9 protein-coding genes and 2 pseudogenes are annotated in these 16101 nt (G+C 54.7%); all 11 read left to right on the forward strand.

Annotation, left to right across the window (positions count from 1 at the left end):
* Positions 1-122: 122 nt before the first annotated feature.
* The 11 genes and pseudogenes from lacZ to M2108_RS25650 all read left to right on the forward strand — a co-directional run bounded on the left by lacZ (position 123) and on the right by M2108_RS25650 (position 16016).
* On the forward strand, positions 123-3248 hold the full coding sequence (gene lacZ, locus M2108_RS25600) for a beta-galactosidase, LacZ type (protein ID WP_277472242.1): 3126 nt from the start codon (positions 123-125) through the stop codon (positions 3246-3248).
* Between the two features lie 49 nt (positions 3249-3297).
* Complete coding sequence (locus M2108_RS25605) at positions 3298-4233, forward strand: glycoside hydrolase family 43 protein (protein WP_277472241.1); 936 nt, start codon at positions 3298-3300, stop codon at positions 4231-4233.
* A 108-nt stretch (positions 4234-4341) separates the two neighbouring features.
* Positions 4342-5127: pseudogene (locus tag M2108_RS25610) on the forward strand (LamG domain-containing protein); the annotation flags it as partial.
* Positions 5128-9144: 4017 nt separating this feature from the next.
* A pseudogene (locus M2108_RS25615) lies at positions 9145-9714 on the forward strand (chitinase N-terminal domain-containing protein); the annotation flags it as partial.
* 109 nt (positions 9715-9823) lie between these two features.
* Positions 9824-11245: a family 43 glycosylhydrolase gene (locus M2108_RS25620; protein ID WP_277472239.1), complete on the forward strand. Its 1422-nt coding sequence runs from the start codon at positions 9824-9826 to the stop codon at positions 11243-11245.
* 36 nt (positions 11246-11281) lie between these two features.
* The gene (locus M2108_RS25625; protein WP_277472238.1) at positions 11282-12220 is read left to right on the forward strand and encodes a glycoside hydrolase family protein; all 939 of its coding nucleotides are present in this window, start codon (positions 11282-11284) and stop codon (positions 12218-12220) included.
* 472 nt (positions 12221-12692) lie between these two features.
* On the forward strand, positions 12693-12869 hold the full coding sequence (locus tag M2108_RS25630) for a hypothetical protein (RefSeq protein WP_277472236.1): 177 nt from the start codon (positions 12693-12695) through the stop codon (positions 12867-12869).
* A 150-nt stretch (positions 12870-13019) separates the two neighbouring features.
* Positions 13020-13685 (forward strand): amino acid ABC transporter permease, encoded by a 666-nt coding sequence (locus tag M2108_RS25635; protein WP_277472235.1) that lies wholly within the window; start codon positions 13020-13022, stop codon positions 13683-13685.
* Positions 13666-14343 carry an amino acid ABC transporter permease gene (locus tag M2108_RS25640; RefSeq protein WP_277472234.1) on the forward strand — a complete coding sequence of 226 codons (678 nt, stop codon included), beginning with the start codon at positions 13666-13668 and terminating at the stop codon, positions 14341-14343. The genes M2108_RS25635 and M2108_RS25640 overlap by 20 nt, the downstream gene beginning before the upstream one ends.
* Before the next feature lie 20 nt (positions 14344-14363).
* On the forward strand, positions 14364-15119 hold the full coding sequence (locus M2108_RS25645) for an amino acid ABC transporter ATP-binding protein (protein WP_277472258.1): 756 nt from the start codon (positions 14364-14366) through the stop codon (positions 15117-15119).
* Between the two features lie 18 nt (positions 15120-15137).
* Positions 15138-16016 carry a cysteine ABC transporter substrate-binding protein gene (locus M2108_RS25650; RefSeq protein WP_277472232.1) on the forward strand — a complete coding sequence of 293 codons (879 nt, stop codon included), beginning with the start codon at positions 15138-15140 and terminating at the stop codon, positions 16014-16016.
* Positions 16017-16101 lie beyond the last annotated feature (85 nt).

The following is a 16101-nucleotide window of genomic DNA, read 5'->3' on the forward strand; positions in this document are numbered from 1 at the left end:
GGAGCAGGGCTTGCTTGAGGTGAATGAGTATGTGCGGGGGATTTTGTTTGAGGAGTAAGATAGCAGCTGCAGTATACCGGCTGCTCCTCACAATTTAAGGATAAAAGGATGGTGTAAGTGAAGTGTTCACAAAGTTTCAGTATCAGCCTCCCGCTAACGGTTATCCCGAGTGGAACAACAATCCGGAAATCTTCAAGCTGAACCGGATGGACGCCCGCGCGTCCTTTACTCCTTATGACACCTTTGAAGAAGCAGTGAAGAATGATGCCGGAGCCTGCGCCCGGATGCTGTCCCTGAACGGCTCCTGGAAATTCTGCTGGGCGGAGAATCCACAGCAGCGGCCGGCTGATTTCTACAAACAGGCGTATGATGTTACGGGCTGGGCTGACATTGCAGTCCCTTCCCACTGGCAATTACAGGGTTATGACTATCCGCAGTACACCAATGTCAGGTATCCATGGAGCGAACGCGAGGACATCCGGCCTCCGTTCGCACCGACCGCCTATAATCCGGTGGGCTCTTATGTACGGATGTTCTCCCTTCCGGAATCATGGACAGGGAACCCGGTGTACCTGCATTTCCGCGGCGTAGAATCCGCGTTCTATGTATGGCTGAACGGGGAGCTGGTCGGCTACAGCGAGGACAGCTTCACCCCGGCCGAGTTCGATCTGACTCCTTATCTGCAGCCTGGTGAGAATAAGCTGGCTGTTGAAGTCTACCGCTGGTGCGATGCCAGCTGGCTGGAGGATCAGGACTTCTGGCGTCTGTCCGGCATCTTCCGCGAGGTGCTGCTGATTTCGCCGCCGCCGGAGCATATTTATGATTTCCGTGTGCGGACGGAGCTGGATGCAGCCTATGCCGATGCGGAGCTTGAGGTTCGCGTGAAGCTGCTACGGTATGCCGGAGGCGCTGATGGAGAGCTTCGGGTGGAAGGCGTGCTGCTGGATAACGCTGGCCGGCAGGTAACCGGCACTGACTTTTGTGCTGCTGCCTGCGTGAATGGCGGCTCGTTTGCCGCTGTGGAGCTGAAGGCGACGGTTCCGGGTCCGCGCAAATGGAGCGCGGAGCATCCGGAGCTGTACACGCTGGTATTAACCCTGCGTAACGCAGAAGAAAGAGTCCTTCAGGCAGTCAGCTGCAAGGTCGGCTTCCGCAGGTTTGAAATCAAGGACGGGCTAATGCTTCTGAACGGCCGGCGTATTGTGTTCAAGGGAACCAATCGTCATGAGTTCTCCTGCCATACGGGCCGTGCAGTCAGTTTGGAGGAGATGGTCAGGGATGTGCAACTGATGAAGGCCTACAACATTAACGCTGTGCGGACCTCCCATTATCCGAATCATCCGGCCTGGTACGAGCTCTGTGATGTATATGGCCTGTATGTCATCGACGAGAACAATCTGGAGAGCCACGGAACATGGCGCTTCTACCCGGAGGAGGATATTGTTCCGGGCAGCAAGCCGGAATGGCGGGAGAATGTAGTCGACCGTGCCCGTTCGATGCTGGAGCGGGATAAGAATCATCCGTGTATCCTGATGTGGTCCCTGGGCAATGAGGCTTCCTGCGGAGAGAATTTCCGGCATATGTACAGATATCTGAAGGAGAATGATCCTGCCCGTCCTGTGCAGTACGAGGGCGTGTTCCTGAATCGGGCGTTCGAGGATGTGTCAGATGTGGAGAGTCAGATGTACACCTTCCCGGCAGATGTGGAGAGATACGCGCTGAAGCAGCCCGAAAAGCCGTTTATTCTGTGCGAGTACAGCCATGCAATGGGCAACTCCAACGGCAACCTGTTTAAATATACCACACTGTTCGACAAGTACCCGGTACTTCAGGGCGGCTTTATCTGGGACTGGATCGATCAGGCGATCCTTACACAGACAAGTGACGGTACGGCATATTTGGGCTACGGCGGCGACTTCGGCGAGACTCCGCATGACGGGAACGGGTGCGGAAACGGTCTGCTGTTCGCAGACCGGCAAATCTCGCCCAAGCTGGATGAGGTCAAAGCCTGCTACCAGAACGTTGACTTCACGGGATGGAATCCCTTAACGGGGGAAGTAACGGTAAGGAATAAGTTCCTGTTCACCAGGCTGGATGAGTACGACTGGGTGTGGCAGCTTGTGTTCAACGGGCGGCCTTATGGAGCGCCGGTCCAGGGGGGCATTGCCGTTGAGCCGCTGACAGAGAGTAATGTCGTCCTCCGTATGCCGGAGCTGCCGCAGGGAGAGGAAGGTGAGCTGCTGCTGGAGGTCAGCCTTCGGCTGAAGCAGGATAAGCTCTGGGCCCGGGCAGGCCATGAAGTGGCCTGGGCACAGCTGCCTGTACGGCTGCAGGCCGGAGGCAGCACACGGGCTTACGACCCCGGAGCGGTCAATCCAGAACTGGTTGAAAGGAACGGCCGGTGGCTGCTGACAGGCAAGCAGTTCGAGGCAGTCTTTGACACGGAGACCGGAACGCTGGTCTCCTATCAGTTCGAAGGCACGGAACTGCTGCTGCAGGGGCCGGAGCCGGTGTTCTGGCGGGCCATGACGGACAACGACCAGGGCAGCGGGCTGCCGGTCCGGGCCGGTATCTGGCGCGAGGCCGGCAAGCAGCGGACCCTCCGCAGGCTGACCAGACGCCTGCTGGCCGGTGCATGGGAGATTACCGCTGAATTCAGGCTGGAAACAGGAGCCCAATCATGCTGTACGGTAAGGTATATGGTGTCAGAGGACGGCAGCATTGCTGTTGAAGAGACGCTGAATCCGGGAGACGGTCTGCCTGAGCTGCCGGCTGTGGGCATGTCCCTGCTGATGGACCCTGAATATGACCGGCTGGAGTGGTATGGACGCGGTCCGCATGAAAGTCATTGGGACCGCCAATGCGGCGCCCGGCTCGGGGTTTTCAGCAGCTCGGCCGCCGGGCAGTTTATGCCGTATCTGAAGCCGCAGGAATGCGGCAATAAAACCGGGGTCCGCTGGCTGAAGGTTCATAATCAAGCAGGCAGAGGCCTGCTGTTTACAGCAGACAGCGAGCTGGAGACCAGTGTTCTGCCCTATACGGCGGAGGAGCTGGAGGAAGCCAGCCATGCCTATAAGCTTCAGCCGTCAGATAAGACAGCCGTACGTATTCTGCATAAGCAGATGGGCGTGGGCGGGGATGAGAGCTGGTCAGCCAAGACGCATCCGGAATTTACATTGTACGCGAACCGGAGCTATTCCTACCGCTTTACGATGCGCGGTATCGGTGACGCAGGCGCGGCAGAATAAAGAGGATAGGCACGCAAGCGGCCGGAGCAAAAATAAGGAGGAGCAGCACATGAACAGCGCATATTTATTTGTACATTTCCGGGAGAAGGAGACGCCGGACGGGGAGCAGGTCTACTTCGGCCTCAGCAGGGACGGATTCAACTGGGAGCAGGTGAACGGCGGTGAACCGGTGCTGTGGAGCAATAAAGGGGAGAAGGGCGTGCGGGATCACACTATCGTCCGTACAGCATCCGGTACCTTTTATATTCTCTCCACCGATCTTAGCCTGGCTAACAGCTTTAACACCAGGTATGAAGGGAAATGGGCGAATATCGCCCGCAGCGGGAGCAAGCATCTGGTACTCTGGGAATCCGGGGATCTGGTGAACTGGTCGGAGGAAAGACTGGTCGGGCTGGGCGATGAAGACTTCGGCTGCCTGTGGGCACCGGAAGTATTCCATGATGCGGGGCGGGATGAGTACGTCATTCATTTTAGCGCAGCCCATGCCTCCAATCATTTTTGTGATAAAGCGATCTTTTACACACGGACCAGGGATTTCATAAGCTTTGACAAGCCGCAGCTGCTGTGCAGGAAGGACGGGAGCGGCATCATTGATTCCGCGCTGTATGAAGAGGGAGGCCGGTATTACCGGTTCCTGAAAAGCGAGGCAGATCCGGCCGGCATTCTGCTTCAGCATGGAGATACACTTACCGGAGCCTATACAGAGAATATGAGTTTTGCCGCAGAAATGGCTAAGCTTACGCCTGGCGCGTACGAAGGTCCTACCGCATTCAAGCTTCCAGACGGAAAATGGTGCCTGATGCTCGACTTTTACGGCGTGCGCGGCGAAGGACAGGGTTATGTTCCGTTTGTCGCCGACACGCTGCGAGGCGGGCAGTTTGTCCGCTCGGATGAGCAGTTCAGCTTTCCTTACTGCTTCAAGCACGGGACGGTGCTGGCCATTACGGCTGACGAATACGAGCGTATCCGGCGTCATTTTAACTAGTAACCAGAAAAAGAGCTTTACTGGAATAGGAGAGGGCCTTCATGAAAGTACTGGGATTGTTCAACAAAATGAACCCGGGAGGAAAAAATGAAAAGTCTAAAAAGCTGGATGTACAAATGTGCAATTGCGGCGGTTTCGGTTATCTTGGCGGCAACACCGGTTTTCCCCGCAGAGGCTGCGGGCGCTACAAATCGGCTGTCTGCCGGAACCGTCCTAACCTCTTCTGTGTCAGACGATGGAATACGTGCCGGGGTTACGGACTCCACTTATATTGAAGCCCCGGTAAGTGAATTGCCGGCTGAAGCGGCAGTTACTGTTACCGCGGCTGCGTACGGGAATGTAGTCCGCTACCCGTTTGACGGCAACGCCGGCAGTGAGGATGGCCTGGCTGACGCAGCGGTATCCGGAACCCCGGTCTATGCAGAGGGCCGGGTGGGCCAGGCGATCAGCCTGAACGGAAGCGACAGCTATGTGACCCTGCCGGCCACTCTTCCGCCAGCGGCTGCCGACGAAATTACCGTATCCGCCTGGGTGAACTGGAAGGGCGGAAAGGACTGGCAGCGTATCTTCGACTTCGGAAACGGCACGACCCAATATATGTTCCTGACGCCCAAGACAGGCAATTATATGCGGTTTGCCGTCAAGAACGGCGGGAGCGAGCAATCCGTCCAGACGGCCCAGCTTGCCGCAGGCCAGTGGGTGCATGTGGCTGTGTCGCTGGGCGGCGGCAAGGCGCGCCTGTATGTGAACGGGGAGCAGCAGGCCGAAGCCAATGTGTCGATTAAACCTAGCCAAATTAAACCATCGCTTAATTACCTCGGGAAGAGCCAGTTTGCTGATCCGCTGTTCAATGGCTCGCTGGATGAATTCCGGATCTATAATTATGCCTTGAATGCAGCTGAGCTTCAGGCCCTCTATATGTCCTCAAGCGTGGACTCAGCTATTGCCCAGGCCCGGAAAATCGCCGCAGAAGGGCAGCGGTACTATTCGGACGAAACGTGGAGCAGGCTGCTGGAGGTTCTGGAGCAGGCTGAGGGACTTAGGGCCGATCCGGCTGCGGAGCAAGCCGCTCTTCTGGCGGTTGCGGCTGAGCTGGTGGCTGCGATGCAGAATCTGGCTGAGCCGCTGCCGGTATTCATCAACAATACGGGGACAGAGCTTGTTCATCCCGCTGTCAGTGTTGCACCACAGGAGCTATTGCGGGTGAGAGAGCACATTCTGAACAAAGAGCAGCCGTGGTACGGGTACTATACCGCTTTTGCCTCCAGCAGCTTTGCTTCTAAATCTTATGCCATTAAAAATGATAAAGATCCGGCGGCAGATCTCAGCCACCTTGTGCCGAATTATTCATATAACAACTACAGCACCAGTCTGTTCAACAATCAGATGACCCAGGATGCCACTGCGGCCTATTATCAGGCTGTCATGTACTTTATGACCGGGGATGCAGATTACCGTGAAAAAGCCCTGCGTATCGTTCTTTTATGGGGAAGCCTTGACCCGTCGCTGGCAAAATACGTGACGGATGCGCATATTCAGCAGGGACCGCCCATGTACATGATGAATGCCGCAGCGGAATTGCTGCGTTACACAAGCACAGGCCGTGAGGAGCTGGAGTGGAAGGAGGAATATTCGCAGCAGTACAGCGACAACTTCCAGAAGCCGGCGCTCAGGCTGTGGATGGAGCGCAACACCAACTGGCTGAACCAGCATCAGACCTCGGTCATGGCTACGTTATCCTCTTACGTGTTCATGGACAGCAAAGCCGACTATGAACGCATTCTGGAGTGGGCGACTGTAAATGCCGGCACGACAATGCCGTATCAGAACGGTGCAATTGCCAATGCTATGTTTGAATTTACGGTAGACAGCAGCGGTAACGAGCTACCTGAGCCGGTTATAGCTGTTAAAGAGATGGTCCGCGACCAGCCGCATTCCTTTGATAATATTGAAGGTCTGGCCGTTCTGGCTGCGATCATTTCCGCTCAAGGCACATTGCTTGATCCGGTTAAAGGAACAGCATCATCGGATGCTGACGGTGTCGATGTATATTCCTTTATGAATGACCGGCTGATCAAGGGAGTGAACTATTACTACAAATATAATCTTGGATATGATGTGCCCTTTAATGACGGCTTGAATGCCCCGGTAAGTCCCGATAGACGGGGGCGGCTCGGCGGCCGTGAGGATTACTACTATATCTATAAATATGGAAAAGGCTATACGGACAATAATCCCGACTTTCAGTATGTAGCCGAAGCCATGTACCGGACACGGGAGGTGTACGGCCTGACGGTCAACGACTCCTGGCTCTATATTCCGGAGGCGGCTTCAGGAACAGCCGTACCTCCCGTACTCGCCCAGGAGAACGGGGGGACAGTGCCATACCAGCTGGAGACCCGGTTCACCCCGTTTGACAGCCGTATTGTCCGGACAGGAGATGCAGTCCGGGTAGAGGCATCAACAGAGGGCTCTTTATTTGCCGTCTACGGGATGGGCATCTGGCGTGGGGGCGACCTGGCTGTCAGAATCAGGAGCAATGCCATTACAACGCTGGCACTGCAGGGCGGCACAGACAAGGAGCCGTTTGCTTCGTTCCGGCTGCCCGATACCGGAGGGGAATGGAAATATGCGGTTATGAATCTATCTGCTCTGTCTGCTACGGCATTTCAGGCAGATTCGATCCTATATTTCAGAATATCCGGGGAGCCTGGCGATTCTATCGAATTAGACCATGTACTCCTCAACAGCACTACAGTTAAATCGCCGGCCTTCAAAGGAAATACCAGTACGCTGGGACTGGATGCCTATCCGTCGGCACAGCTGCTGTATGATGTCTCTAACGCAGCGGCCAATGCCGGACAGAGCTTAACGTATGGCATTTCCGGTGACGATGCCGGCTTCCTGACGGATGCGGAAATTTCCGTCAGCAGTGCGGGCGTACTGACCGGGAAGCTGCCGGCATCGCAGCCGCCCGGCAATTATTCCTTTTATGTGACGGTATCAAACGGAACCGCCATTAAGCTGCTGGAAGTCACCGTGACGGTAGCCAGCCTTTATAGTGATGCAATTGCGAATGCGGTTAGCGCCTATGATCCGGCCAAAAAGTATGAGACAGCCGGCTATAGCCTATTCCGCAGCAAATATGATGCTGCGCTTGCGCTCATCAGCTCCGGTGATGAAGCGGCGCGGAATACGGCGCTGCTGGAGCTTAAGGAAGCGGTACAAGGGTTGCGGCTGCTAAATCCGCTGCTTGATGACGGGGCGCTTGATCTGACCGGCATAGCTGCCGGGGCTCCGGACAGCGCAAGCATCAATATGGCTTCGCTGGTTGACCTGTATGCTTCCGGCATTCCGATCCGCTGGATTGCGGATGAGAAGCAGTTCACGATTGATTTCGGCGCAGGCTTCAAGGTGAAGCCGGATGCGTTCAGGCTGCTGCCGGACGCAGCATTCCCTGCCCGATCCGAGGGAGCAGTTATTCTGGCCTCCAATGATTATACGAACTGGGTGCGGATCTCTGATGATATCTCAGAATATACGACCAGCTGGTTCAGCTATACGGTGAAGAATGAATACAAGGATACGGGCTTCCGCTACTTCCGCCTGAAAGACATTACGGCAGGAGTGTTGAACAAGGATGATTACACCGAGGATCAGCCGTTTACTGTTGCGGATCTGCATATTTTCGGGGAGCGCTACGAGACAGCCGGTGTGGTCAGGGATATCAGCCTCAAGGTGCTAAATACCGTGCCGGTGCAGGATACGCTGCCGGTTCCGCCAAGAGCGGTCATCGGGGATAAAGTGGTTCTGTCCTTCTCAGCGGATGAACCGATCGGCAATATCCAGGCTGCGATCCAAGGGGAGCCTGTACAGGTAACAGACCACCAGAACGGCAGCTATACGGCCGAGTACACCGTCAGTGCCGGAACGAAGCCGGGCTATGCCGCCATTTCGCTGGATTATACTTTGGCAGACGGTACTCCGGCGGATACCGTATACAGCTACCCTGACAGCTATACCGCAGGTGCAAACAATACACTGGTGTCCCGGATAATTCTCGTTTCGAATACTGCCAACGAGATTAATGCGGCAGCCGAGGCGTATATTACCGGTTCAGACAATACCCTGGATGCGGGCGAGATCCCCTTATTGTTCGACGGTAAAATCTCCACCTTCCCGGATGTAAGAGCCGGAGGCGGCGGATACGGAACTTACACCCTTGATTTTGGCGCAAAGGACAGCAGCAAAAGGGTTCAGCTTGACCATATTGAAATACTGAACCGTAACGGGTTCCCGGCCAGAGCTTCAGGCGTGAACGTAAGCGCGTCGGCGGACGGAGTGACCTGGATAACGGTCTCCGAGAGTTCCAAAAATTACAGTTATGACACATGGCAGCCAATCAGAGTGCTGGACCGGTACAAGGACGCCGGGTTCCGGTATTTGCGGATTAACGGCGGCAACTGGTACGGGAATATCTCGGAGCTTCGCCTCTTCGGGCAGACAGGCACGGATCTCGCAAGCTACGATCCTGTCTACACAATCACCACAACAGCCAATGACCCTGCGGCCGGGACAACGATAGTGTATGTTAATCCGAACGGCCTGCCGCCTGCCCCGCAGCCTTCAGGCAATGAAGGAAGCGTGTTGACGGTGCATGGCGACCTTACAGCCGTTACAGTTCTTGCGGTTCCCGCGCCCGGCTATGAATTTGTGAAATGGGTTGAGCCGGTAAGCTTTTACGGCTTGTCTGCAGGTTATTTGTGGACGGAATACCCGCTGTTTAATCTGACAACTTATGCCGGTGGTTATCTTGGCGGAGTTAAATCCTACAATGTGACGCGTGACTGGAATCTGCAGGCTGTGTTCCGCAAGACCGGAGGAGCCGGGCCTTCTGAACCTGCGGCTGCACCCGGCAAGCCGGTTCTGTCCGACAACAACGGGCATGATACAGGGCTTAAAGACGGCAGCTACACCGTCACTATGAATTTATGGTGGGGAGAGAACGGGACTGCGTTCAAGCTGTATGAAAACGGCAAGCTGATTTCTACCCAGGAGCTGAAGAGCAGCTCACCGCAGGCACAGACCGCCAAGGCAGAAATATCCGGCAGAACGAACGGGACCTATACGTATGTCGGTGAGCTGATCAACAGCTACGGATCGGTGAAAAGTGATCCGCTGACCGTCAGCGTGACGGATGCGGCTCCCGGCAAACCTGTGTTATCCCATGACAACTGGGACAGTGACGGCAGTTATAGCATTACGATGAACCTGTGGTGGGGCACAAATGCTTCGGAATACCGCCTGTATGAGAACGGCAGGCTGGTTGATTCCCAGAAGCTCAGTGAAGCTACGCCGGCTGCCCAGACAGCAGTAACGGTGCTGTCAGAAAAAGCGGCAGGAGTGTATGAGTATCGTGCTGTTCTGGTGAATGCGGCAGGCGAGACAGAGAGCGGGACAATATCTGTAGTTGTAAAGTAAGGTACAGGATGGCGTAAAAAAGGATGCAGCTGCCCTGCGGGCAGACTGCATCTTTTCTGTTCAGCAGTTCCTGGCTGGCTGTTATCAATTCGATTAATGGAGGCTGATCATGACACCTATTCAAGGCATTAACGCCATTTTGGCGGGAGATTATCCGGATCCGTCCATCGTCAGAGCCGGAGAGCATTATTACATGACGCATTCTTCTTTCCACTACACACCGGGGCTGCTTATATGGCATTCCCTGAACCTGACGGACTGGGAGCCGGCCGGTCATGCCGTGCTTGAGCATGTAGGAGGTCCAATTATGGCACCGGATTTCATTTATCATGAGGGACTTTTCTATATCTATTTTCCTGCAGGGGGAACGAACTGGGTTGTGACAGCAGAGAATCCGGCAGGTCCATGGAGCAGGCCGGTGGATCTGAAGGTCGGGTATATTGATCCGGGTCATGCAGCAGATGAGCAGGGCAACCGCTATCTGTTTCTGTCGGAAGGCTACAGAATACGTTTGTCCAAAGACGGCTTGTCTACAGCAGGCGAATTAGAGCTGGTATATACGGGCTGGCGTTATCCGAAGGAGTGGCTGACGGAGGGCTTCTATCTGGAATCCCCCAAGCTGACTTACAAGGACGGTTACTATTATATGACCAGTGCACAAGGCGGGACGGCCGGACCGGCCACCAGCCATATGATCGTCTCCGCACGCGCGGCATCATTAGACGGACCGTGGGAAAACTCGCCGCATAATCCGGTTATACGCACACAGCACCGCAGTGAGCAGTGGTGGTCGAAAGGGCACGGCACGCTGGTGGATACGCCGGAGGGAGACTGGTATCTTGTCTATCATGCTTATGAAAAAGACTACTACCCGCTCGGCAGGCAGACGCTGCTTGAACCGGTAACCTGGACAGCGGACGGCTGGTTCACGGCAGGAGATCAGGAGGCGGGGGCAGCTTCCGCTTCGGGGCTTCTATCAGCAGAAAGGCAGCCCGATCGGGCGCTGGTATCTGAGGAATCGGGCGGCCTGGGGCTGCACTGGCATTTTTGGGGCGGAGTACACCGGGAAGATTACCGGATCGATAAGAATAGTGTAGTATTAAAAGCAGTTACCGGTGAGCAGCCCGGGCCGCTGCTCTGCATTCCTGTGCATCATACGTACACCGCCGAGGTTACCATAGCTGTTGGAGACGGAGCGTACGGGACGCTCGGCCTGTTCTACAAGCCGGGCTTTCACTACGGCATCGGCTTTGACGGCAGGGAGGCATTTGCATACCGCAACGGCAACGCGAGCGAACGCTCAGCAGCGTCCGGAGGTTCCGTGACCTTAAGGCTTATTAATGACGAGCATGAGGTAAGCCTGTATTTCATGAATGCCAAAGGGGAGTGGAGCAAGCTGGATCACGGGTTTGAAATGTCCGGCTTCCACCATAATGTGCTCGGGGGCTTCCTGAGCCTGCGTATTGCACTTCAGGCTTCTGGAGCCGGTGAGGTAAGGTTCAGCGGGTTTAAGTACCGGGCGGGATTATAAGAAAATAACCAAATTGCAGCGGGAGAGGATAACATAATGAAGGCACCTTTATTCAGGGACCCGGTATACGACGGGGCGGCTGATCCGGTCATTATCTGGAACCGGGAAGCACAGGAATGGTGGATGATTTATACGAACCGCAGAGTGACAGCGGAGGGGGAGGGGGTGGCCTGGGTGCACGGCACCGACCTCGGTGTTGCTTCCTCGCGCGACGGCGGAGCAAGCTGGCTGTACCGAGGCACCCTGCAGGGACTCGATATTGAATGGGGCCGCAACACGTTCTGGGCACCTGAGATTATCTGGCATGAAGGGCTGTACCATATGTACGTCAGCTATATTCAGGGTATTCCGTCCGGCTGGGCCGGCCACCGGCGCGACATGCTCCATTATACCAGCCCCAATCTGCTGGACTGGACCTTCCGTTCCCGGCTTGAGCTGAGCTCGGACCGGGTCATCGATGCCTGCATCCACGGGCTGCCCGGCGGAGGGTTCCGTATGTGGTACAAGGATGAAGCGAACGGGTCGCATACCTATGCGGCGGACAGCAAGGACCTGTACCACTGGGAGGTTACCGGACCGGTCGTAACAGGCCGGCCGCATGAAGGAGCTAATGTCTTCCGGTTCAAAGGCTGGTACTGGATGATAGTAGACGAATGGCGCGGGCAGGGCGTCTTTCGCTCCGGTGACCTGGAGACATGGGAGCGCAGCGGTCTGATCCTGGATCAGCCGGGAACCCGCAGGGATGACGGTACCATCGGGCTGCATGCAGATGTCGTTGTGCAGGGCGATGAGGCTTATATTTTCTACTTCACGCATCCCGGCAGAGACGGCAGCGAGAGTGAAGACAGTCCTGAAGACAGGTACCAGAGCCGCCGCTCCTCGGTTCAGGCTGCCCGGCTGGATGTCGTTGACGGCGTACTTGTCTGCGACCGCAATGAGGAGTTCGAGATCAAGCTGCTGCCGGAGCAGGATTAATACGCGGATTTGTTTGGTTTGTTCCTGCTCTTGAATCCATCCGGATCTTGCAGTCCTAACGGACAGCAGAGCCCTTATTTACCGCAAAGTAGCTATTCTAGCCGGGCTAACGGACCACGGCGACCTTATCGCCTCTCCAGCTGCGAATATTGGGCTGATTACGCTGACATAAAGGCTCTGGTGTCCGTTAGCTTGCAAAAAACGGGCTGAAGGCAGAAATAAGGGCTGCTCAGTCCGTTACCTGCGGGCAATGAGCAAACGGTACGGGTTCATCAGCGTGGATCAGGACGATTACAGCAACGGAACCCTGCAGCGCAGCAAAATTTATGAAACAGCTCCCCTCTTTTTAGGAAGGAGGGAGCTTCTTTTTTTTGCCGGAGCCTATCACTATTGTAACTGCTGGCAGCTGATTATTGGAGCAGGATAGAAGAGATAGAGCTGTACATAATGACAACTGAATGGGATGTAGCGCATGGAAAAGAACAATAAGGATTGGGGTTCAACCTTTGAGATGAATCCCGGGCAGACGTATTTAACGGATGAGGAGTATGCAGAACGGATCGCGCTGCTGCAAAAATATTTATTGCATCAACATTTTAACCGTCAGCACCTCTTTTCCAGAGGTTGTTGGCGGTTTTTTTTAATATAATCCTTAGTTAATTACTTGGATTAGTGTGAAATTAATCATATCACCTCATGTCAGCTTCGGGTTAAAATCACCCTAGTAAACCGATGACATTGGTTGTTATTTAGCTGTTAGATTGAAGGGTTTATTTTTGGCGGACGGAAGGTTGTGCAGATGAATTTAGACTGGGAGTTTATTATGGAAAGCCTGCCCTTGTACGGGGATGCCATGTGGCTGACGGTGAAGCTGGCGTTAATCGCGATTGTGCTGTCGCTCGTGCTCGGGCTTGTGTTTAGTCTGGTACTCTTTTATAAGGTTAAGGGGCTTAGAAGCATTATTCTGGCTTACATTGAATTGTCGAGAAATACGCCGCTGCTGGTGCAGCTGTTCTTCCTGTATTACGGCTTGCCGAAGGTGGGCATTCACATGAGCGAGTTCCAGTGTGCGGTGGTCGGGATGACTTTTCTCGGAGGCAGCTACATGACCGAAGCATTTAGAAGCGGGATCGAGGCGGTCGGCCGGACACAGCTGGAATCGGGTCTCAGCATCGGACTGAGCAAGGTGCAGCTGGCAAGATACGTGATTCTTCCGCAGGCGCTGGCTATCAGCATTCCTTCTTTGGGAGCGAACGCGATTTTTCTGCTGAAGGAAACGTCCATTGTCGGGGCAATCGCTTTGATGGACCTGATGAATGTCGCCAAGGATCTGATCGGCATGCACTACAAAACGGCGGAATCCCTGCTGCTGCTGGTGCTGGCTTATCTGATTCTGGTGCTGCCGTTGTCGCTTCTGCTCAGCTGGGTGGAAAGGAAGGTGCGGCATGCCGAATTCGGGAATTGAGGTGCTGTTTGAGGGCTCGAACTTCGAACGCCTGCTCGGGGGATTGCTGGTTACGATCGAAATTTCTTTTGTTTCTATTGTTATTGGAACCGTGCTGGGGGTATTGATGGGCCTGCTGCGGACGGTGAATTCCAGGGCTTTGCGGCTTGTTCTGCGGCTGTATCTGGAGGCCTTCCGGATTATTCCGATCCTGGTCTGGCTGTACGTGGTACATTTCAGCTTTTCACCTATGCTGCACATTGATATCAGCGGAGAGGCAACTGCAATCCTGGTGTTCAGTCTCTGGGGGGCGGCGGAGATCGGCGATATTGTGCGCGGTGCGCTGGAATCCATGCCGAAGCATCAGGTGGAATCGGGGCTGGCGCTGGGCTTAAGCAGAGGGCAGCTGTACCGGCATATTCTGATCCCGCAGGCGGTGCGGCGGATGCTGCCGGGCTCGATCAATCTGGCTACCCGGATGGTAAAGACAACGTCGCTGGTTGTGCTCATCGGTGTTATTGAGGTGGTGAAGATCGGACAGCAGATTATTGAGCTGGGTGTGATCAAAGCGCCGAATGCCTCTTTCTGGGTGTATGGATTTATTTTTATCCTGTATTTTATTGTCTGCTATCCGCTCTCCAGACTATCCAGAAGGTTTGAGCAGAAATGGCAAAATTAGCTGAGGAAGGAAAGGCAGTTATGACGAAGACAGGTGAACTTTTGCTGGAGGTAAAGGATGTCCGCAAAACATTCGGCGACCGGCAGGTGCTAAACGGGATTGAGCTGCAGGTGGAGCGGGGCGAAGTTATCGTTATTCTCGGACCTTCCGGCTGCGGAAAAAGCACCCTGCTGCGATGTCTCAACGGTCTTGAGCCGGTGCAGGGCGGACATATTCTATACCGCGGCCAGGATCTGGCCGGAGGAGATGTCAATTGGCGCGAGCTGCGCCAGCATATCGGGATGGTATTTCAGAATTATGAGCTGTTTCCGCATATGACGGTGATGGAGAATATTCTGCTGGGGCCGCTGAAGGTGCAGCGGAGAGAGCGAGCGGAAGCGCAGCAGCAGGCACAGGAACTGCTGGAGCGGGTCGGCCTGGCTGACCGGGCGGGCGATTATCCCCGGCAGCTGTCGGGGGGACAGAAGCAGCGGATCGCGATTGTGCGGGCGCTGTGCATGAATCCGGACATTATTTTATTCGATGAGGTGACGGCTTCACTTGACCCCGAGATGGTGCGCGAGGTGCTTGATGTTATCCTGGGCCTGGCGAAGCAGGGCATGACGATGATTATCGTGACGCATGAGATGGGATTCGCCAAATCGGTTGGCGACCGTATCGTCTTTATGGATCAAGGCACCGTATGTGAGGTTGCTCCGCCGGAGCAGTTCTTCACCAGTCCTGCGACAGAACGTGCACAGCACTTTCTTAATATTTTTGAGTACAACAAACTATAGAAACAGGGGATGAGAGAGATGGGTAAAGGCAAAAAGTTAATAACGGGTATTATTGCGGCAAGTATGCTGCTGGTGGGACTGACTGCTTGCGGGAATTCGGATAACAACGATGGATCAAATTCATCTTCTTCCAAATTTGCTTCGATTGAACAGCTGAAGAAGAACGGCAAGATCCGGATCGGGGTATTTGCCGACAAGCCGCCGTTTGGCTATGTGGACTCCGAAGGAAAGAATCAGGGCTTTGACGTCTATATTGCCAAAAGATTTGCCAAGGATCTGCTCGGCGATGAATCGAAGGCAGAATTTGTCCTGGTGGATGCGGCCAGCCGTGTAGCCTACCTTGAATCCAATAAAGTGGACATCATTATGGCCAACTTTACGGTTACGGATGAGCGGAAGGAAAAAGTCGATTTTGCCAGCCCGTATATGAAGCTGTCCTTCGGGATTGTCTCCCCGGACAGTGCGCCGATTACCTCCATCGACCAGCTGAAGGAAAAGGGCCAGAAGCTGATCGTCGCCAAAGGAACTACGGCTGAGACCTACTTCACCAAAGAATATCCGGACATTGAGCTGCTGAAATTCGACCAGTATACCGAGATTTTCTCTGCACTTAAGGACGGCCGCGGTGCCGCGATTGCCAATGACAATACCGAGCTGATCGCCTGGGCCAAATCCAATCCCGGCTTCACCGTAAGCATCCCGGCCTTCGGCGGCCAGGATACGATTGCCCCGGCAGTAGCCAAAGGCAACACCGAGCTGCTGAACTGGCTTAACACCGAGCTGGAGACGCTGGGCAAGGAGCAGTTCATCCATGAGGCCTACAAGGCGACGCTGAATGAGGTTTACGGAGAAGGCTACACCGATGAGCTGGTGGTTGAGGGCGGTAAGATCGAGTAGCAGCAGATTGTAAAAGAATACAGGGGCCAAATAAAGCTGCGCTGTGCGGATAATTCCGCCTGGCGCAGCTTTTGTATTAGGCGGG

Origin of the sequence: Paenibacillus sp. PastM-3 (genome assembly GCF_029893965.1) — a bacterium.
Lineage (GTDB): Bacteria > Bacillota > Bacilli > Paenibacillales > Paenibacillaceae > Paenibacillus_AQ.